This window comes from Rothia sp. HMSC065G12 (assembly GCF_001811455.1).
In the GTDB taxonomy this organism is placed as follows: domain Bacteria; phylum Actinomycetota; class Actinomycetes; order Actinomycetales; family Micrococcaceae; genus Rothia; species Rothia dentocariosa.
In genome coordinates, this window is record NZ_KV804815.1 from 285,433 (window position 1) to 305,387 (window position 19,955).

Annotated in this window: 15 protein-coding genes and 1 riboswitch; of the genes, 9 read left to right on the top strand and 6 right to left on the bottom strand. The window is 51.2% G+C overall.

Translation table 11 applies throughout. The annotated features are described in order from the left end of the window. Positions 1–263: 263 nt before the first annotated feature. Positions 264–1,028 (bottom strand): DUF6318 family protein, encoded by a 765-nt coding sequence (locus HMPREF2804_RS06520; RefSeq protein ID WP_070448660.1) that lies wholly within the window; start codon positions 1,026–1,028, stop codon positions 264–266. Between the two features lie 198 nt (positions 1,029–1,226). Then, a riboswitch (TPP riboswitch) is annotated at positions 1,227–1,351 on the top strand. 100 nt (positions 1,352–1,451) lie between these two features. On the opposite strand from HMPREF2804_RS06520, the gene HMPREF2804_RS06525 reads away from it, so the two are divergent. Beyond that, positions 1,452–3,095: a bifunctional hydroxymethylpyrimidine kinase/phosphomethylpyrimidine kinase gene (locus tag HMPREF2804_RS06525; protein WP_070627783.1), complete on the top strand. Its 1,644-nt coding sequence runs from the start codon at positions 1,452–1,454 to the stop codon at positions 3,093–3,095. 113 nt (positions 3,096–3,208) lie between these two features. Here HMPREF2804_RS06525 and HMPREF2804_RS06530 read toward each other — a convergent pair whose 3' ends face one another. The 5 genes from HMPREF2804_RS06530 to HMPREF2804_RS06550 form a co-directional block, all read right to left on the bottom strand. Next, positions 3,209–3,757 carry an NAD(P)H-dependent oxidoreductase gene (locus HMPREF2804_RS06530; RefSeq protein ID WP_004004591.1) on the bottom strand — a complete coding sequence of 183 codons (549 nt, stop codon included), beginning with the start codon at positions 3,755–3,757 and terminating at the stop codon, positions 3,209–3,211. A gap of 253 nt (positions 3,758–4,010) precedes the next feature. Next, positions 4,011–4,559, bottom strand: coding sequence for an NAD(P)H-dependent oxidoreductase (locus tag HMPREF2804_RS06535; RefSeq protein WP_048754078.1), 549 nt, complete (start codon positions 4,557–4,559; stop codon positions 4,011–4,013). A gap of 209 nt (positions 4,560–4,768) precedes the next feature. Further along, entirely contained in the window at positions 4,769–5,551 is a 783-nt protein-coding gene (locus HMPREF2804_RS06540) for a slipin family protein (protein WP_041321775.1), read from the bottom strand. Between the two features lie 158 nt (positions 5,552–5,709). Beyond that, positions 5,710–6,519 carry a transposase gene (locus HMPREF2804_RS06545; RefSeq protein WP_048754077.1) on the bottom strand — a complete coding sequence of 270 codons (810 nt, stop codon included), beginning with the start codon at positions 6,517–6,519 and terminating at the stop codon, positions 5,710–5,712. Between the two features lie 5 nt (positions 6,520–6,524). Then, entirely contained in the window at positions 6,525–8,936 is a 2,412-nt protein-coding gene (locus HMPREF2804_RS06550; protein ID WP_048754076.1) for a nitric-oxide reductase large subunit, read from the bottom strand. A 460-nt stretch (positions 8,937–9,396) separates the two neighbouring features. Here HMPREF2804_RS06550 and HMPREF2804_RS06555 point away from each other — a divergent pair, with 460 nt between their 5' ends. From HMPREF2804_RS06555 to HMPREF2804_RS06590, 8 genes are all read left to right on the top strand, one after another. Beyond that, positions 9,397–10,077, top strand: a complete 681-nt coding sequence (locus tag HMPREF2804_RS06555) for a lysophospholipid acyltransferase family protein (RefSeq protein ID WP_004004596.1) — start codon at positions 9,397–9,399, stop codon at positions 10,075–10,077. 91 nt (positions 10,078–10,168) lie between these two features. Continuing rightward, positions 10,169–12,142, top strand: a complete 1,974-nt coding sequence (uvrC, locus tag HMPREF2804_RS06560; RefSeq protein ID WP_048754075.1) for an excinuclease ABC subunit UvrC — start codon at positions 10,169–10,171, stop codon at positions 12,140–12,142. Between the two features lie 103 nt (positions 12,143–12,245). Then, complete coding sequence (gene rapZ, locus HMPREF2804_RS06565; RefSeq protein WP_048754074.1) at positions 12,246–13,136, top strand: RNase adapter RapZ; 891 nt, start codon at positions 12,246–12,248, stop codon at positions 13,134–13,136. Further along, positions 13,136–14,206 carry a gluconeogenesis factor YvcK family protein gene (gene yvcK, locus HMPREF2804_RS06570; protein ID WP_048754073.1) on the top strand — a complete coding sequence of 357 codons (1,071 nt, stop codon included), beginning with the start codon at positions 13,136–13,138 and terminating at the stop codon, positions 14,204–14,206. The genes rapZ and yvcK overlap by 1 nt, the downstream gene beginning before the upstream one ends. Before the next feature lie 136 nt (positions 14,207–14,342). Next, positions 14,343–15,308 (top strand): DNA-binding protein WhiA, encoded by a 966-nt coding sequence (gene whiA, locus HMPREF2804_RS06575; RefSeq protein ID WP_048752241.1) that lies wholly within the window; start codon positions 14,343–14,345, stop codon positions 15,306–15,308. Positions 15,309–15,778: 470 nt separating this feature from the next. After that, positions 15,779–16,783, top strand: coding sequence for a type I glyceraldehyde-3-phosphate dehydrogenase (gap, locus tag HMPREF2804_RS06580; RefSeq protein WP_048754072.1), 1,005 nt, complete (start codon positions 15,779–15,781; stop codon positions 16,781–16,783). Positions 16,784–17,054: 271 nt separating this feature from the next. Then, positions 17,055–18,281, top strand: a complete 1,227-nt coding sequence (gene pgk, locus HMPREF2804_RS06585; RefSeq protein WP_070627785.1) for a phosphoglycerate kinase — start codon at positions 17,055–17,057, stop codon at positions 18,279–18,281. Between the two features lie 118 nt (positions 18,282–18,399). Beyond that, positions 18,400–19,857 carry a hypothetical protein gene (locus tag HMPREF2804_RS06590; protein ID WP_070627787.1) on the top strand — a complete coding sequence of 486 codons (1,458 nt, stop codon included), beginning with the start codon at positions 18,400–18,402 and terminating at the stop codon, positions 19,855–19,857. The last annotated feature ends 98 nt before the right edge of the window (positions 19,858–19,955 follow it).

The following is a 19,955-nucleotide window of genomic DNA, read 5'->3' on the forward strand; positions in this document are numbered from 1 at the left end:
TATTTCCTACACTACTCACGGTTGCGGGAGCGTTAGAGCCTGTATCAGGTGTAACTATGGGTGCTTCTTGGCTCTGATATCTGTTAAATTCAGATTGCTCATATTCATTAGGTCCTTGCTGGTCAGGTTTATTGGATGAAGAAGACCGCCCAATGACTGTTATTTTTCCTCCTTTAGCATCGCCAGAATAATCAGTAGCGAAGGCAGACATAGATAGTGTTGGACAGAGAAAGAGCAACGTTGTGACGCAGAAGATGTATTTCTTATTTGACATTGACATCAAGTTTCTCTGTACCAGCAAATGACCAATGGCCATTACTTGTCTGGAATACAACACCAAACTCAAGAATATTGTCGTTTTCTTGAGAAGCGGGGAATGAGAACGTTTTGTACTGCTCGTTATCTAAGATAACGTAATCATTCGAAATTATTCTGCCAACAATGAGGTACACATGATCGCTGGGCGAACGTAAAGTTGAGGGATCGGCGACAATCTTGCGAGTGCCTCCTACGACCCAGCCTCCCTTATCGTACAGACGCTGCATATGGTTACAGAATTTTTCAACTTCTTTGTACCCTGCGGCAGTGTAATCTGCGTAAGTTTGTACATCTCCGGTTTGGGTAGCGTAGTTTCCTAAAGCATTCCAATAATCGATGAAGTGCATAAGCGCCTCCGGTGTCTCAATCCCAATATCTTCGGGCTTTTTGGGCTTGGGGACGTTCTGCGCGGGTCCTTTTTCGTCTGCAGGACGGTACTCACCTTTGGGCGCTTCAGAGCCACCAGAATAACCCTTAGTGAAGGTCGGATGCGCCTGTGCCTCAGGTGAGGCAGATTCGGTACCATGTGGGCTGGAGCGACCGTCTGTAGTGTTGGATGCTTCGGCACGAGCAGGTGCCGTCTCATGTGCTTGCTCTCCGCAAGCGGTCAGGAACTCAGTAACGCAGATCCCCGATGCGAAGGCTATCAAGGCACGACGGTTGAGGACTTTTTGAGGCACACTATTGTGCCTAAGGGCAGGAATGCTCATCAGTGAACTTTCGTGGTTGGGTGAATATACAGCAGGCCGCAGGGGAGCGCGACCCTTTTCAACAGTACTGTTACATGTCAAGAATAAGAAATATTACTTTATAAGAGTTTGAAAATTACCAAAACTTAGAGATATGTGCACGGCAATGACACATAAAGTCCGTGAACCTATTGAGCCCAACAGCATATGCTACAGTGAAAACGCGATATGGGGTGCTCCATTTTGTAACGGATACACAGCACGGCGCTGTTGTCTGGAGCTGAGATATACCCATTGAACCTGCTCTAGTTAGAACTAGCGAAGGGATATCGAACCGTGGCAGAGCAGCCTTAACCTTCTTTCTGAAACACCCGATTCATCATTATCTAGATAGCGTGGTGCGTTTGCAGCGATGCCACGCCCATCCCAAGGAGACTTATAGCTATGACGCTATTAAACACATCTACGCCTCGTGTGCTTTCCATTGCCGGAACCGACCCTACAGGCGGTGCTGGAATCCAGGCTGATCTCAAGTCTATTGCCGCAAGCGGTGGTTACGGTATGTGCGCCACAACCGCGCTTGTCGCACAGAATACACAAGGGGTTCGCAGCATTTTTGCTCCACCTACCGAGTTTTTACAGGAACAGCTTGCGGCAGTTTTCGACGATGTGACTGTGGATGCCGTTAAAATTGGTATGCTCGGCGATGTTGAAACTATCACCACCGTCAAGACCTGGCTTGCAGAACATCCGGTACCAGTGGTGGTACTTGATCCGGTGATGGTTGCCTCCAGCGGCGATCGCCTGATTAGTCAAGACGCTGAGCAGGCACTGCGCGAATTGGTGGCGCAGGCAGATGTTATCACTCCGAATATCGCCGAACTCGCGGTGCTTTGTGAGAGCAACCCTGCCCAGACTTTGAAGGAGGCGCATCACCAGGCGGCTCAGCTCGCGGGGAGCACTGGCACGACCGTGATTGTTAAGGGCGGTCACCTGACGGGGGAGGACGCTGGAAACTCGGCTGTTTTCCCTAATGGAACTCATACACATGTAGCTGTCACCCGCATCCAGACAAAGAATACCCACGGTACCGGGTGCTCGCTCTCATCAAGTCTTGCTACCCGCCTTGGACTTGCTCTTGTGAATGGCAATAATGAGCTGAGTGTACGAGTACTCACGAACGCGCTGGCATGGAGCACCCGGTGGCTCAACGAGGCTATTATCGCGGGTGAGGAACTGCACGTGGGCAGCGGGCAGGGTCACGGACCGGTCGATCATCAGGCACGTGCTCGCCGTTTGGAACATGCAGCCGATACGAAACCGTGGGAGCACTTATACGCTGATAAAAATCTTACGGGCGAGAGCCCCAAGAATTTGGTGAAACCTGCGCAGCGGAAATCCCCAGAGTCGAAGGTAGCCCCGGCGGGTCCGTGGACTGCCGCCCTGTGGCAAGCTACCGGTGATATTTGGTGTGACATTCTCGATTTGCCCTTTATTCGCGGGCTGGGCGACGGCACGCTTGACGAGGATTTATTCGGCTTCTATTTAGACCAAGATGCGCAGTACCTTGCCCAGTATTCTCGCGCCTTAGCTACTCTTTCGGCACGTGCTACCTCACCGCAAGGTCAGGTGCATTGGGCTGCGGGTGCCCAGGCGGCAATTGTTGAGGAATCGCTTTTGCACGATGAATGGTTGGCGGCGCATCCCGCTATTCCTGCGGAGCAGGGGGGTATTCGGCGTGGTGCACCTTCGGCAGTGACAATGGGGTACACGAACTTTTTACGTGCTACTGCTGCTGGCGAGGATTATGTGGTGGGCGCAGCTGCGGCGCTTCCATGCTACTGGCTGTACCTTGAGATCGGTTACCGGCTCTTGGAGAAAACCCACGAGGAACATCCGTATAATGCTTGGATTTCGGTGTATGGCGGCGAAGAGTTCGCTGCAGATGTGCGCCGCTGCGTGGCGGTTGTTGAGGAAGCATTTGAGCAGGCTTCCCCCAGTCAGCGTGTTGCCGCCGCGCAGGCATATATGAGCGCATGCCTATATGAACGTGACTTCTTCGACCAGGCTCATAGAGCGTTGCGGTAAACTCACACCGTCCGGACCCCCACGCGAAAAAGTAAAAAAGGCTCTTTATCCAAATAAAGCGTATTTTTCACCGCTTGATTCGGATAAAGAGCCTTTTTAGCACGTAGAAGGGACTATGCCCCCAGAGCCTCCAGACGCTCAATCAGGCGCTTGCCGTGATCCTCACCGATGGCGCGAGCAACAGCGGGGTTATCGGGGTCGCCGGTTGTGCCGTAGCTGTATAGTGGCTCCTCAAGAGGCATACCGGTAAACGCTGCGGTGTTCTCAAACTCGGTCAACGTGGCAGATACGTCGCGTGGCAGCATGGTGCGGTAGACATCTTCAATAGCGCCAGCGGTTGCGGAGATCAGAAGCTTCTTACCCTGCAAAGCGGTGCCGTTTTCTCCATACGCGAAGCCGTACTCGAAAACGTCGTCAATCCACTGCTTCAGCAGAGAAGAAATTGAATACCACATCACCGGGAACTGCAGAACGATGACGTCTGCTTCCACAAGTGCCTTCTGCTCAGCAGGTACGTCAAACTTACCGTTTACACGCAGCTTGTCGAGCTCACGAATCTTGACGTTATCGCCGAACCGTGCCCGCACGGCATCAAGAATAGCCTTGTTAGCGTTAGAAGTCGTAAGGTCAGGGTGCCCCGAAATAATCAGGATATTAGACATAGTCATCCAATCTAGTAAACATCAGAATCATGAGCTTGTGAGTGCTGATTCAAGTATAAGCTCAAGTTTGCCACCTTCGTATATTAGCACGCTATTCTCTATGTCTGCCTGTGAACATTATGCCGAATCTAATACATACTGCTAACAAGCTTTTAGTTTTCCAGAAGGTGTACGATGCACAACATTACCCATAAAATGCATGATAAATACCTAATGCGATGGAGCCGAAAAAGAAAATAGCAACCGCAATATACTAAGCCCGCAAGGATTCTAACCTAGCGATGAGCTTGGTGCCATGATTCTCACCAATAGCCCGTACCGCTGCGGTATTCCCCGGATCGCTTGATGCGCCATAGCTGAAAATAGGTTCTTCTAACTCCATACCCGTGAAAGCGGCAGTATTCCCAAAATCGGCGTATGTGGTTGTGAGCTCATACGGCAAAGCATCACGGTACATATTCTCGGGAGCTCCCGCAGTCGCAGAAATCAAGAGCTTCTTACCGCGCAGCGCCGTGCCTTGCGAACCGTATACGAAGCCGTACTCGAAAACGTCATCAATCCACTGTTTCAGCAAGCCCGGCACCGAATACCAGTACACAGGGAACTGAAGCACCACGATATCTGCTTCCGCGAGTGCCTTCTGCTCGGCTGAGACATCGAATTTACCATTCACGTACAGTTTGTCGAGTTCACGCATGTTTATCGCATCGCCAAAATGGTTTTTTACGGCATCAAGAACCGTCTTATTTGCGGTGGACTCTGGCAGGTTCGGGTGACCTGAAATAACAAGAATCTTTGACATGATAAATCCAATCTGTGTGCGATAAACAGGAAAGTTAGGAATCCAATATATCGACCCTCAAGTAGAGCTGCTAGGTTCCTTGCTTATTTTCACGATTTCTACGCCCTGAGGTGAATAGGTTAAAGAAATATCCGGAACAAGCTATATTCCCCGAGTCTGTAGGAAAGAACTGTTCCGGATAATTCTGTGATATTTATCGAAGGCTGCTGTTACTTTTCTTCGTGAGAAGCACCCTTCAAAGCCCCCATAAGCGGTCCCACAATATCCAGCGGAAGCGGGAAAACAACCGTCGAATTCTGATCAGCGCCCAACTCCAAGAGAGTCTGCAAATACCGCAACTGTAACGAAGCTGGTGAATCACTGAGAATGTCAGAAGCCTCCTTAAGTTGAGATGAAGCCTCAAGCTCACCACGTGCCGAAATGATCTTGGCGCGGCGTTCACGCTCAGCCTCAGCCTCACGAGCCATTGCGCGCTGCATGGCCTCAGGAATCTCAATATCCTTGATCTCAACCAGCTCGACTTTAATACCCCACGGGCGGGTGCGTGAATCAATAATGCTCTGCAAATCCGCATTCAAATCATCACGATGCGCCAGCAAAGTATCAAGATCCACACGCCCCAGCAGTGAACGTAGTGTAGTCTGAGCGATCTGAGAAGTAGCGATCGGGTAGTTTTCGACCTCAAGTACGGCGTCTTTTGCACTAATCACACGGAAAAGTACTACCGCGTTCACGCGCGCAGGAACGTTATCTTTTGTGATAACTTCCTGCGGGGGAATGGTCAGCGTAATCACACGCATGTCCACGCGCTGCAGAGAATCGATGAGCGGAACCACCAGGTTAATGCCAGGTTTCAGCTCGGAACGTAGATGACCGAAGCGGAAAGAAATACCGCGCTGATATTCAGGGATGACCCGAAGGGTACGAATAATCAGAAAAGCGACGATTACAAGAATCGGAATAACAATCGAAAGAATGGTAAGAGAATCCATCATGTCCTCTAAAGATACGTTGGTAACGGTCAGTGGGAATGACCTGTGTAGATGCGTGCTGAGAAAAAATCTAGATGCGGTGACAATACGCACCCCGATCTCTAGGTTACCAATTCATCAACGACGGTACCTTAGAAACCGGGGCGCGCATCCTCACACTAACGAGAGACTTCTTCGAGATTCTGCTCCTGAATAACCTCTGCGGTAGTTTTATGCAGACGTGGGGTAGAAGTCCCCTCGCCGCTCCACGCCGGACGATCAGGATCAATCTGCGAAGAACGCACAGGCAAAGTTGCAGTAGAGATTATCTGCTTACGAGCATCGTCGGTGCGGCGCTTACGCTCATTGCCAATACCGCCCCACTTGGCGGCAAACCTATCCATCTTAACCGCCACCGATTCATCCGCAGTAGACCCAGGAATATGTTTAGGATCTGCCACAAAGTTCTCAGGCGATTTGATGAGCTTGATGGCTAGGGGATAGGTGAGTGACAAGCAAGCCACAATAACGGCGGCTTCCACCAGCAGCTCCAAGGGAGCATGCCAGGCCAGAGCCGTAGCACCCACGATAATAGGACCGAAAAGCGCAACCGTCACGGCAAGACCGCGATGGAACTTACCCGACTCCGAGTAAGGCCACTCATCAACTTCACGCGTAAGTTCACGCCCATTAGACGAGACGGTGCAAGTGTCCTTAATAGGACAGGTATTGCACACGCTCGGCTTGGCGCGGTAGCGCATCACACGATTATCCGTATCAAACGCTACCGGCCATAGCCACTGATCCTCGGGGCAGAGCCACGCATCGTTACTCTCGTGGTAGGTGAACCCGAAAGTCCGGGATGCCACGAAACGTTGGCTTGTGCGCTTAGCAAGAATATCGAAGCCCCACCCGACGGCGACTAGCCCCAGCGCATAAACGCTGGATAGCCACACCATCAGGGATACTCCGGCAATTTGCTCAGGCATGATAGTCAGCCTCGACGATCGCTACGGTACGGACTGGTCTGTTCGGGAAGCTCGTCAGCAGCCTTAGCACCCGCAAACTCGGCAATACGCTCGTCATCCACCAACTCGTATAGCGGCGGCTCGGGGAGCTCCAGAACAGTTTCTTTGTTCTTCTGTGAGAAGTACGAAGTTATACCCAACCATGCGAGTTTGATCAGCGGGATGATACCAGCCAAGAAGATCACGTCGCCCGGTAAGCGCAGCCAATCCATAATCACAGTTGAACCATCGTGAATAAACGCGAAGGAACGGGCCTCGTAGTAGCCTTCACCCACGGACTTATACAACTGAGCGACACCCAGCGGCAGAAGCGAAATGAAGACCATCCAGATCAGCCCGATGTTCAAGGCCCAGAATGAGAACTTTAGCCCCTTCTCAGGCCATTTATTCTCAGGAATCAGGTAACGCAACGCAAACACCGCGAAGGCCAGTGCCAACATACCGTACACACCCATCATAGAGCCGTGCGCGTGGTTTGCGGTGAGTGCGGTGCCGATTTCGTAGTACGAAACAACCGGCAGGTTGATCAGGAATCCGAAGACACCTGCACCCAAGAAGTTCCAGAAGCCTACAGCAATAAGGAACATCACAGCCCAACGATGCGGGAACGGCTTGGTGCGATTGGAGTACTGGCGAGCCCCCAACTGCATGAAGCCCCACGCCTCAACAGTCAGGAAGGTCAACGGAATAACCTCTGCTGCCGAGAAGAACGCACCGAATGCCATCTGTTCCGAAGGAGTACCAGCGAAGTAGGTGTGGTGCATAGTACCAACCACACCACCGGCGGAGTAGAGCACTGCATCCATCATGATAATGGAGATAGCGATGCGCTCGCGCACCACACCCAAGAGTACGAAGACGTAGGCGACCATCACAGTGGTGAAGAGTTCGAGGAAGTCTTCAACCCACAGGTGTACCACCCAGAAGCGCCAGAACTCGGCGACTGAGAAATGGGTGCGCTGACCAGCGAGCATACCTACGGCGTAGAACATCGGAATTGCTAGACCTGAGAAGAGGAACAACCAAGGCATGGAGGTTTTCTTCCCGCTCTTGAGGCGTGAGCTAAGGGTACGCCAAACAATGACAATCCAGATGAACATACCAGCGGTGAGCAGAATCTGGAAGAAACGCGGCAGATCAAGGTACTCCCACTGCTGCGCAAAGATAGTGTTCTCGGGTATCCAGCCCTTTTGCGAGAACCATTCGTTGAGAAGCGAACCGAGCACCACAATAACCACGGCCACGAAGAGGACGACGGTGAGTAGACCTTGCTTCTTCGGCTCTTTGCGGGTAATAAGCGGGGCAATGAAGATACCACCAGCTAGGAACGCTGCAGCCGTCCAGAAGAGGGAGAGCTGTACGTGCCACGTTCGAGACACGGTGTAGGGCAGTAGCTCACCCATATTGATACCGAAGAACCCGTCTATTTCAACGCGATAGTGCTCGGTGAGAGCGCCCACCAAGGCTTGCAGGAGGAATAGAACAATAATCGTGATGAAGAAGAGTCCAGCTGCCTTCTGGGAGGGGGTGAGCTTAACTTCATCCGGCTGGCGGAAGTCAAGGACTGGGGCTTCTTCGCCATGCCAACCGATGGTGCGCGACCAACGACCATATATGGCAAACAACAAGCCGGTACCGCCAATGAGGGCGATGAGCGATAGAGCCGACCAAACCATGAGGTCTGCAGTAGGTTTATTATCAACGTTTGGTTCTGCGGGCCAGTTATTGGTGTAGGTGTAATCCTGGTTAGGACGCTCGGCGGCCGACGCCCATGCCGTCCACCCAAAGAATGCCGTCAAATCGTGCAGTTCTTCGTCGCTCTTAATAGCGTTAGGGAAAAGACCTAAGGAAGTATCACCACGGGTAAGGGTGTCCTTGTAGTGGTCTGTCATCAAGCTGAAACCCTTGGTCTGTCCTTCGGTCCAGGTAAGGGTTTTGCTGGATTCGTCGTATTTATTCTCGTGACGCCACTCGTTTTTAACGATTTCGCGCGGTTCTTGCTTGCCTTCTGAGCGGTATTTATCAACGGCGGCATCGGTGGTCTTGCGCAGGTACTCTGCGGTGAAATCCGGACCGATGTACGCACCGTGACCCAGAACGGAGCCGTACTGCTGCAAACCGCGGCTCTGATAGAGCTCCTGACCATGCTGAATCTGCTCAGCAGTTGCGATAACTTTACCGTCATTGCCGACGATCTTATCTGGGAGCGGCATAGAGAGCGCGTAGGTGCGCATCGCCAAGACGGCCATGATGGTAAAGCCCAAGAGCATCACAAACGCTACAGCCTGTACCCAGCCTTTTCCAGCGTAGGCACCGACTGCATCCGTGCGGCGGGTGATCTTGGCGATCTCCCCGCGCGTTACGGTTTTCTTAGCCATTTTGATGTGTCTCCAGTGTGCGTGGATTGATTTTTGTTAGTGCTCGCGGTAAGCATCTCCCATAATTAGGAAGCTCACAGAGGCACTTAGTTTTATTCTTGCATTACGAATACGAATTTAGAAAGTTTACAGACACGGTGTCATCATTATGAAAGAAATTACACAGGCAAAGTAAGAATAGTTCTCATATTGTGTATCGTTTGATATAATTTGATATATTAGCTGTGTATTTAGGTGAGCCTTATCTAAGAAATAAGCAAGGGTTTTGTGCTCTAATTCTGGTGGGGTACCGTAAGAATATGCATCTGCTTGAAATAATAAGAAAGTAAAGAAAACACTCCATAGGTTTTCATAATATCTTTGCTGATCCCGAGAAAGTTACTACAAGCGTCAAGCCTATAAAATCCGTATGGAATAATAAAGAACGGAGAAAACCACCAGAACCATAAGGAGTCCGGACATGCTGGCGTACAAGGCAGGGCAAAAAGTAGTAACGGGGCTACTGCGCACTGTATTCAGGGCACGGGTGACCGGGCTTGAGCATTTCCCAAAGAAGGGGCCCGTAATTGTGGCATCTAACCATCTATCCTTCCTCGACTCCATTATTATCTCCGCTATGATGCCCCGCCGAGTAGCATTCCTCGCGAAGGCGGAGTACGTAAATACACCGGGTATTCGAGGCAAGGCCATGAAGGCTTTTTTTGAGGCCGTAGACATTATCCCCGTGAACCGCTCCGACCGTTCGGAATCCCTTAAAGCACTCGATCTAGCTCTTGAAAAACTTGAAGAGGGTAAAGTCTTCGGTATCTACCCTGAAGGTACACGATCTCGTGACGGGTTTTTATACCGCGGCAAAATTGGTGTAGCCTGGCTAGCCCATATGACTGGAGCACCAGTAGTTCCTGTGGGTCTTATCGGAACCGAACGTCTGCAGAAGCCCGGCTCAAATATGATTTACCCTCACCGGTTTACCATCCGCGTGGGGGAACCCATGCATTTTGAGAAGACCGGCGAGAAAATGACCGGTAAACAGCGCCGTCAGACCACCGACCACATCATGGATGCTATCGCTCAGCTCTCGGGCCAAGCCCGGAAGGACGAATACAACGTTTCGCCCTCCGCCGAGCGTGACGCAGGGTAGCGCCTGCCCGTCTAAAAACGAGTACACTTAACCGCGCATCCTGATTATGGATGCGTGGTTATTTTTCAGTACTACACCGTGAGGAGCGTTCGTGGCAGACCCCCAAAGCTATCGCCCAGCCTCCGGCGATATTCCAACGCATCCCGGTGTATACCGTTTTCGTGATTCCCACGGCAGAGTTATATACGTAGGTAAAGCGAAAAACCTGCGCAACCGACTGAACAGCTACTTTGTAGCCCCGGAACGCCTGAGCCCGAAAACCTACGCTATGGTGCATACTGCCGCCAGCGTGGAGTGGACGGTAGTCGGCAGCGAACTTGAATCTCTGCAGCTTGAATATACCTGGATCAAGGAATATAAACCCCGCTTTAACATAGCGTTCCGCGACGATAAATCTTATCCCTACCTTGCAGTCACAATGCGTGATAAATTCCCGCGAGCGCAGGTCATGCGCGGTGATCGTAAAAAAGGTGTGCGGTACTTTGGTCCTTACTCACAGGTATGGGCTATTCGCGAAACTTTGGATGCGCTTCTGCGCGTATTCCCGGTGCGTACCTGCTCGGCGGGAGTCTTTAAACGTGCCGAGGCTTCGGGACGCCCGTGTCTTTTAGGGTATATCGACAAATGCGCAGCACCGTGTGTAGGGCGTGTGAGTCCCGAAGAACACCGTGAACTAGCGGATGGGTTGTGCCGTTTCATGGCAGGGGGTGCCGAAAAATTTATTACCCAGCTTACCCGACGTATGAAAGAAGCTGCAGCCGATATGGACTTCGAACGTGCAGCTGTATTACGTGACGATATTACCGCGTTAACAAAGGCATTTGAACGTAACGCCGTGGTTTTATCGGACTCTGTTGATGCTGATCTTTTCGCCTTTGCTCAGGACGAGCTAGAGGCATCGGTGCAGGTGTTTTTCGTGCGCGGTGGGCGTATTCGCGGACAACGTGGCTGGATTGTTGAGAAGGTTAACGATGGTGGCGAAACCGAGCTGATAGAGCAGCTTCTCGTTCAGGTTTATGGTGAAATGGCGGCAAATATTGCTAGCGCTGCAGCTTTCGACGAAGATTCCGGGTTAGACGCTACACAACATGAGATCCCTCGACAGATTTTAGTTCCTACTATGCCGGAGAATACCCAGCAGCTTCAGGAATGGCTCTCAGGTGTGCGTGGTGCCAAAGTCGATATTGCAGTACCGCAGCGCGGCGATAAAGCGGCACTGATGAAAACGGTCGCCGAGAACGCCCAACATTCCCTGACCCTGCACAAGAGCCGTCGTGCTGGGGATATTACCACCCGTTCAGCGTCGCTCGTGGAACTCCAAGAAGCCTTAGAGCTTCCGGATCCGCTTATGCGCATTGAATGCTACGATATTTCCCACGTGCAAGGTACTAATGTGGTGGCCTCTATGGTGGTCTTTGAAGACGGCATGCCCAGCAAAAGTGCCTACCGTAAATTCTCGATCACAGGGGGTGCTGCTCGCGACGACACCGCCAGTATGTATGACGTCATCACCAGGCGATTTAAACGTTATCTCACCGAGCAGCAGCAACGTGCGGAAACACCTTTGCCCTCGGGAGAAGTTACGGCTGATGAGTCGGTACAAGAACCAGCTAAATTTGCGTATCCGCCGAATCTGGTCTTAGTTGATGGCGGCCCACCTCAAGTTGCAGCCGCTCAGTCCGCCTTGAGTGACCTCGGTATTGAGGATATCTACGTGGTAGGTATCGCAAAGCGCCTCGAAGAGCTGTGGTTACCCGACGATGATTTCCCAGTGATTCTGCCCCGTACCTCTGAAGCGCTATACCTTGTGCAGCGTATTCGCGATGAGGCACACCGTTTTGCTATTACGTTCCACCGCGCAAAACGAGGTAAAGCTATGGTGGCTTCTGCTTTGGACTCTGTGCCCGGATTAGGCAGTGTCAAGCGTGCAGCGCTTATTAAACATTTTGGGTCGGTTGCTAAAGTACGGAATGCCTCGATTAAAGAACTCCAACAGGTTTCAGGCGTGGGGCCTGCGCTCGCACAAAAAGTGCATGACCACCTCAACCAAAAGGAAACTGCCTGAAGTAGCACCCCGGGTATTTATGCACAGATAGCCGTCCGCCATAAGGGGTTGTCTAGTATGATGGAGAACTAGAGACAATTCGTATCAAAGGAGAAACTACATAATGAGTGGCGAATTGCTAAATAAATCGCAAAAACCCCAGATATTGGTAATTACCGGTATTTCAGGCGCAGGTCGTAGCACTGTTGCTAATGTCCTTGAGGATGAGGGCTGGTATGTGATTGATAATATTCCGCCACAAATGCTGGAATCGATCGCGGAACTCGTTACGCAGGATGGTGCCAAAGTTCCGAAGGTTGCACTGGGGATTGACGTACGAGCCCGCGCGGTTTTCGACGACTTACCAGCGGCTATTGAAACTCTTCGCAAATCCGACGTTGATTTCTCGATGCTTTTTCTAGACGCCAAAGATGAAACTATCGTGGCTCGCTATGAGGCACAGCGTCGCCCCCATCCGCTTCAAGGAGAAGGTCGCGTACTTGACGGTATACGTGCCGAACGTTCCCTCTTCGAGGGGCTTCGACTCGCCTCTGATCGCACGATTGATACCACGGGCATGAATGTGCATGAGCTTGCACGCACAGTACGCGAGATGTTTGCTGACGGACCGGATAAAAAACTCAACCTTACTGTCATGAGCTTTGGATTCAAATACGGATCACCCACAGATGCGAACTTCATGGCAGATATGCGCTTTATTCCAAACCCGCACTGGATTCCTGAATTGCGTCCGCTCACCGGACAGGATGCCCCAGTACGTGACTACGTGCTCAGTAACTCTGGGACTGAGGAATTTATCAGCAACTACCTGGAAGCTCTGCGTCCGGTTCTGGAAGGGTACCGTCGCGAAGGAAAATACTACGCCACCATTGCTATAGGATGCACCGGCGGGAAGCATCGCTCGGTCGCTGTCACGGAAGAAATCGCTCGGCGCCTGAGCGCATTTCCCGAAGTTAATGTGCACGTGTTGCATCGTGATAAGGGGCGTGAGTAATGGCACGCATCGGTCATTCACCTGACCTGCCTGTCGGCTCTGATACTCAGGGAATCCCGAAGCTGCCCGCGTTACCAACTCAGGCTTTACGGCTTCTTAAAAGTACTCACCGCGTTACCAAAGTAACAGCTTTGGGGGGCGGGCATGGACTTTACGGTTCGCTGTCCGCGCTTCGGCATGTCACAACAGATCTAACGGCTATAGTAACGGTTGCCGATGACGGGGGTTCATCGGGTCGCTTACGTAAAGAGATGGGCGTACTCCCTCCAGGAGATTTGCGTATGGCTCTCTCGGCCCTTTGCGATGATACCGATTGGGGGCGAACGTGGCGAGACGTTATGCAGCATCGTTTTAGCGCGCCTGAGGGGTATACTGACGAGTTTCCTCTTGAATATCACGCCCTTGGAAACCTGCTTATTACGACGCTCTGGCAGCTTCTTGAAGACCCCGTTGCTGGGCTTGACTGGGCGGGAGCTCTGCTCAACGCTCGTGGTCGGGTGCTTCCTATGGCATTGGATCCTATGGTTATTTATGGTACGGTGCTACGGGAACATGCTGGCGGTGGCATCGAACGGGTGCGTATTAGCGGGCAAGTTAACCTCTCAAAAGAAAAGCAAGTGCACGATATTGGGCTTACTCCCAAAGACGCGCGCCCATGTCCGGAAGCGCTAACCGCTATTGAGGAATCCGATTGGGTAATCTTAGGCCCCGGGTCGTGGCGCACCTCCGTTCTGCCGCACTTGTTGTTAGAAGCACAGCGCGATGTTATCTGTCGTACAGAAGCTATGCGCTGTGTAGTTATGAATCTTTCGGATGACGAAGAAACCGCTGGATTCACTCCAGCCGCACATTTAGCACTCTTGAAACGATACGCCCCGAATCTTCGATTGGACGCGGTCATTGCTGATGACGAAACACCCAAGTCTGTACGTAGCGAACTGGAACGAGAATCAGAATCTATGGGAGCGCGTGTGATGTGGGCACCCGTACGAGCATCAGCTGAAAACAATGTACATAATCCTCTGAAACTTGCAGCGGCGTATCACGAACTATTTTCGTTCAAGTTTTAGAGGTAAGGAGCGTGGAATTTATTTTCTATTTATGCCACCTCACGATACATCGTTTCTCTAAGTAAAGCGTGTAGCATAGCTGAGTGCATTATCAGCACATCACACCATACGAACCTCACGGTGGGAAGGAACAACAATGGCTCTTACCGCGCTCGTTAAGGATGAGCTGGCCAGATACGAAACGAGCAAAGCATCAGTACGTAAGGCGGAAATTTCGACTATTCTGCGCTTTACTGGTGGGTTGCACATTGTTTCTGGGCGGATTGTTGTTGAGGCAGAAGTTGATTCCGAACAGACCGCGTTACGCATGCAGCAGACTATTGCTGAAATATACGGACATGAGGCTGAGATAACGAGCGTCAGCGGTGGTGGTCTGCGCCGCGGCGGGCGTTATATAGTCCGTGTTGATGCCGGGGGAGAAGCACTTGCTCGACAAACCGGTCTTTTAGATTTGCGCGGGCGCCCGGTGCGTGGGTTGCCGCCTGCTGTTGTCAACGGCTCCATTCAGGATGCCGAAGCGGTCATGCGTGGTGCTTTCTTGGCACATGGATCGCTCACAGAACCTGGTCGCTCATCAGCAATCGAATTTACATGCCCGGGGCCGGAAGCAGCGCTTGCTCTTGTGGGAGCGGCCCGGCGTTTGGAAATTATTGCTAAAGCGCGTGAGGTTCGTGGAGTGGATCGTGTTGTGGTCCGCGATGGCGAGACTATAGCCCGGCTTTTGGAGCGTATGGGGGCTCAGGACGCCCTCAAAGCGTGGCGCGAGCAGCGTACCCGTAAGGAAGTTCGGGCGACCGCGAACCGTCTGGCAAACTTTGATGATGCAAATCTGCGTCGTTCTGCTCAGGCAGCTGTGGCTGCGGGTGCCCGTGTAGAACGTGCTTTGGAGATCCTAGGAGACGATGTTCCAGATCATCTGCGTTATGCGGGCGAGCTGCGTGCCATGAATAAGCAAGCCTCTTTGGACGAGCTGGGACGTATGGCAGATCCTCCTCTGACGAAGGATGCGATCGCTGGACGTATTCGTCGTTTGCTAGTCATGGCCGATAAACGTGCAAAAGAACTGGGGATTCCTGGAACTGAACTCCCGAAGTCTTCATAAGTAATTGTCGTGTCAAGGGAGGGTTATCTGGACTCTCTACAGATAACCCGCCCCTTCTGTTGCGCAAAAAATTTTTATAGGCAAGCTAATACTACTGTGATGCGGTGGCGCGTGGGGTCGTGCGCTCTTTTCATAGAAGAGAAGGATCTAACTATAAAGTCTTTAGTATATTTTGTCTTAGTTTGACATCAGTTGCGTTTGAGTAGCTACAACCATATCCCAACATACAGAGCCGCTGAATTCAACGTAAAACAACAGAAAACAAAGGGTTTTTGGTCAATTTCGTAATGTAAATCATAAAAATACCCGATAAAAACACACCCAAACGCACATAAACTAAGGTACGATTATAACAACACCGGCGGACACGCAACCAGCGTGAGACGAAAGACTCTAGAGACTCTTGCATGAGACCCATGAACAATGGCTCTAGTCCGTCAAACTCAATGCACTGACAAGGAGATACTCCAGTGACTGTACGCGTAGCTATCAACGGTTTTGGTCGCATCGGCCGCACTTTCTTCCGCGCCGCGCGCGCTGAGGCTGAGGGCTTTGAGATCGTAGCAATCAACGATCTTACCGACCCGAAGACTCTTGCCAACTTACTTAAGTATGACTCCATTATGGGTCGCCTGGGGGTCGACGTAGAGGTCAAGGATGATGTACTGGTTGTCGACGGCAAGGAAATTAAGATCCTTGCTGAGCGCAATCCCGCAGATCTTCCTTGGAAGGACCTCGGCGTAGATGTTGTGCTTGAGTCCACCGGTTTCTTCACCGAAGGTTCAAAAGCACAGGCGCACATTGATGCCGGCGCTAAGAAGGTTATTATTTCTGCACCCGGTAAGAATATTGACGGTACCTTCGTGATGGGCGTGAACGACGAGCAGTACGATCCGCAGAACCACCACATTGTCTCCAATGCATCCTGCACTACCAACTGCCTGGCTCCTTTGGCAAAGGTTCTCAACGATTCCTTCGGTATTGAAAAGGGCCTGATGACTACTATCCACGCATACACTGCTGACCAGCGTCTGCAGGATGCCCCTCACTCCGACCTGCGTCGTGCACGTGCAGCAGCTGTCAACATGGTTCCCACCTCCACCGGTGCGGCAGCAGCAGTTGGCCTCGTGCTTCCCGAGCTCAAGGGTAAACTGGACGGTTTCGCAGTTCGCGTTCCCACCATTACCGGCTCCATCACCGACCTTACTTTCACCGCATCCCGCGAGGTTACTAAGGAAGAAGTTAATGCGGCTCTGAAGGCTGCAGCTGAGGGTTCGATGAAGGGCATCATCAAGTACAGCGAGGATCCCATCGTTTCGAAGGACATTGAGGGCGAAGGAATCTCCACTATCTTTGATGCGCCGCTGACCAAGGTTATTGGCGACCAGGTGAAGGTTATCGCTTGGTACGACAATGAGTATGGTTATGTATCCCGCTTGGTAATGTTCACCAACAAGGTCGTGGCTTCTCTCTAAGCCTATCTGCGCAAGGATAGCTACTTTACGAGCTGACGAGGAGAACCCCAATTCTACAGCATGTTTTTACCGTAGAGTTGGGGTTTTCTTGTACCACGAAGTAAAGAACAAGGCGTGTATGTCTGGGATATCGGTAGAACTTGCCTAAACCACCATCCGCGCCGCACCAGGCTAAAACTTGGTCATTTCAGCAGACTTACGGCTGTGTGACCACCAGACTTCTGTATTATTGAAAATACACACATCCCCACTAATGTAGGAGGAATTTCCCATGGCTAAGGCACTTGCAGAGCTGCTTGATGAAGGCGTAACGGGGCGTTACGTGCTGGTTCGTTCCGATCTTAACGTTCCCCTAAAAGACGGTGTGGTAACCGATGACGGTCGTGTGCGTGCATCCCTGCCTGTTATTGAAAAATTGGCTAAAGCTGGTGCTCGCGTTATTGTAACCGCGCATCTTGGGCGCCCCAAGGGTCAGGTAGATCCCCAGTATTCGATTGCTCCCGCAGCTGCACGCCTTGCCGAGCTTGCATCCGTTCCTGTAAAGGTAGCGACAGATCTTGTGGGCGAGGACGCAAAGGCGAAGGCTGCGGATCTCAAAGACGGTGAAGTCCTTGTTCTTGAGAACGTGCGTTACGATGCTCGTGAAACTTCTAAGGACGATGCAGAGCGTGGTGCATTTGCAGATGAGCTCGTTGCTCTCACCGGCGGTAAAAATGGCGCATATGTGGATGACGCATTCGGTGCTGTTCACCGCAAGCATGCGTCAGTCTACGATGTGGCAAAGCGTCTTCCTGCCTACCTTGGCGACCTTGTTAAGAAGGAAGTCGATGTTCTCTCAAAGGCTCTTAATAATCCTGAGCGCCCCTTCGTCGTTGTCATGGGCGGTGCGAAGGTCTCTGATAAGCTCGCCGTGATCGACAACCTGATTGGCAAGGCAGACTCCATTCTTATTGGTGGCGGCATGGGATATACTTTCGCCTATGCGCAGGGTTACGAAGTCGGTAATTCCCTGCTTGAAAAAGACCAGGTTGAGACTGTAAAGCGTTATCTAGAAGAAGCTCCCAAGAAGGGAACTGAAATCGTGACCGCTGTTGATGTCGTCTGGGCTGATGACTTCTCGGCAGAGGCTAACACTGAGATTCGACCCGTCGAAGATCTCACCGGCGGTAAGCTTGGTGCTGAAGCAGAAGGTCTGGATATCGGGCCGAAGACTCGTGAGCTTTTCGCAGAAAAAATTAAAAATGCGAAGACTATTTTCTGGAACGGCCCGGTAGGCGTTTTTGAACTTGTTCCCTTTGCAGGTGGTACGAAGGCCGTTGCGGAGGCAATTGTTGAGTCTGATGCATTCTCCATTATCGGTGGTGGCGACTCTGCATCGGCTGTGCGCAACCTTGGCTTTGCTGACGAACAGTTCGGACACATCTCTACGGGTGGCGGTGCATCGCTCGAATACATTGAGGGTAAGACCTTGCCCGGTTTGGACGCTCTAGGCGCATAACTCTTATCGCGCTGCCGCTAGGAAAACGCACCCGGCTCTCAACCTCAAGGACGTGCCGGGTGCGTTCCTATATGCTCATAGATAGATAGCCATAACCCACATCGCAAGGATGCATTCCATGGGATTTTTCTCTAAATACTTTGGTTCCCGCGAAGCTACAACAGTCGCAGACTATGAACGTGAAGTGCGGCAAGAAAGACAGGCATCAGTCCAAAATCTGAAAGAGCCTCGGAAGATGGGCGAAGCTAAAGTCGTATCAGCTTCAGAACATCCGGATTATTCGTATGGTGTCTCTGCTGATAACCCGTCAGAATTTTGGGAGAACTCGGCAGCTGATCGGGACCACAAACTGACTATCACCATGCTGCAAGCACAAAAATCTAGAGATCTTATTCAGACACTAGCAACTGACCTTGAAGATCAGCTGGATGAGCTTCCTAGCCATCTAGAGAAAACCGTGACGGAGCTTCATCAGAAAACCACTCAAGCGCTCCTGAGCTACTACACTTATAACGCTGCATGGGAGATAGACCCACAGAACCCAGAACTTGCTGAATATTATTTTCCGGGGTATCACGCGGCATGCGATACTGTGAAAGTTGCTTACCGGTGTCTGCAGAATAATATCTGGAATACAACTAATATCTTGAGGCAAAAACACAAGATGATACGTATTTTATTTGAACGTGTGCAAGATACGGCGCAGATTATCTCAGAGATCATGCCAGCAGTTATAGATTCCCCGGTAGTTATGGCTCCATCAGACGCATTTCTTATTTCTGTAGAAGAACGCCAGAGCATTCTGGAGACAGGACAGCGTGTCGCCCAAGAAGCGATAGTACGCGCCCAGCACCTTGCACAAAAGGCTGAGTCACAATCTGAAACGGGTCTCTATAACCTAGCACTCGCGTATGAATCAGGTGCTTCAGATCTTGTACTTGCCCTTGAAAACTATGCAGACTGTGCGCGGAAGAGCCAACTGCTGCATGTTGATTTTGTTACTGCATTTCGTCAAGTGGTGAGAATTTTGCGGGAGACATCTGGCGATGAACAGTACGTTCATATACTCGAATATCTAGCGAGATTAGAGTCTATATCGATAAGAGCATTGGAAGATTACTCTCTTGCTGACGACGCTGATACTGTGCTCTACCTTCTGGATCTTGTGCAATCGGATGTTCCCGAACAGGTCTTTACAGAAATTTTGCGCTGTTTGCTTGAACCGTACCGACGCTACCTCACAATGCTGCTGACTCAGTGGGATATCTACGCTCTAGGAAATTTTGCTCCACTTATGATGGCAACCTATGCGATATACACCAATGCGCGTATATGTTATGAGGAAGCCCTGGATGAAGACGGAAGTACCCCACAGGCCTGGAGCCTCGCCCACAGCGCTCATGAAGCGATCGTGATGGCGCATCGTTATGCGTACACTGACTACCGTGAAATGTTTCAAGATTACGATGAAGAAGAACTTGATGCTCTAATATTGCAGAACATGTCGGAAAATACTCGGGAATTCTTCATACAGGAGACAGAACAAATGGCAAACGCCTGGAAACTTGATCTGTAGCTTTTCGGAGTAGGTCTGACTAGCCTAAAAATCCAGATAAAACCTAGAGTATTTAGTGTTTTTGAGTGATCAAACCATTAAAATGGAAGATAGAAATT

Excerpts from the sequence above, each read along its gene's own strand:
- HMPREF2804_RS06520 (WP_070448660.1), bottom strand. The coding sequence starts at position 1,028 with ATGAGCATTCCTGCCCTTAGGCACAATAGTGTGCCTCAAAAAGTCCTC.
- HMPREF2804_RS06525 (WP_070627783.1), top strand. The coding sequence starts at position 1,452 with ATGACGCTATTAAACACATCTACGCCTCGTGTGCTTTCCATTGCCGGA.
- HMPREF2804_RS06530 (WP_004004591.1), bottom strand. The coding sequence starts at position 3,757 with ATGTCTAATATCCTGATTATTTCGGGGCACCCTGACCTTACGACTTCT.
- HMPREF2804_RS06535 (WP_048754078.1), bottom strand. The coding sequence starts at position 4,559 with ATGTCAAAGATTCTTGTTATTTCAGGTCACCCGAACCTGCCAGAGTCC.
- HMPREF2804_RS06540 (WP_041321775.1), bottom strand. The coding sequence starts at position 5,551 with ATGGATTCTCTTACCATTCTTTCGATTGTTATTCCGATTCTTGTAATC.
- HMPREF2804_RS06545 (WP_048754077.1), bottom strand. The coding sequence starts at position 6,519 with ATGCCTGAGCAAATTGCCGGAGTATCCCTGATGGTGTGGCTATCCAGC.
- HMPREF2804_RS06550 (WP_048754076.1), bottom strand. The coding sequence starts at position 8,936 with ATGGCTAAGAAAACCGTAACGCGCGGGGAGATCGCCAAGATCACCCGC.
- HMPREF2804_RS06555 (WP_004004596.1), top strand. The coding sequence starts at position 9,397 with ATGCTGGCGTACAAGGCAGGGCAAAAAGTAGTAACGGGGCTACTGCGC.
- rapZ (WP_048754074.1), top strand. The coding sequence starts at position 12,246 with ATGAGTGGCGAATTGCTAAATAAATCGCAAAAACCCCAGATATTGGTA.
- yvcK (WP_048754073.1), top strand. The coding sequence starts at position 13,136 with ATGGCACGCATCGGTCATTCACCTGACCTGCCTGTCGGCTCTGATACT.
- whiA (WP_048752241.1), top strand. The coding sequence starts at position 14,343 with ATGGCTCTTACCGCGCTCGTTAAGGATGAGCTGGCCAGATACGAAACG.
- pgk (WP_070627785.1), top strand. The coding sequence starts at position 17,055 with ATGGCTAAGGCACTTGCAGAGCTGCTTGATGAAGGCGTAACGGGGCGT.
- HMPREF2804_RS06590 (WP_070627787.1), top strand. The coding sequence starts at position 18,400 with ATGGGATTTTTCTCTAAATACTTTGGTTCCCGCGAAGCTACAACAGTC.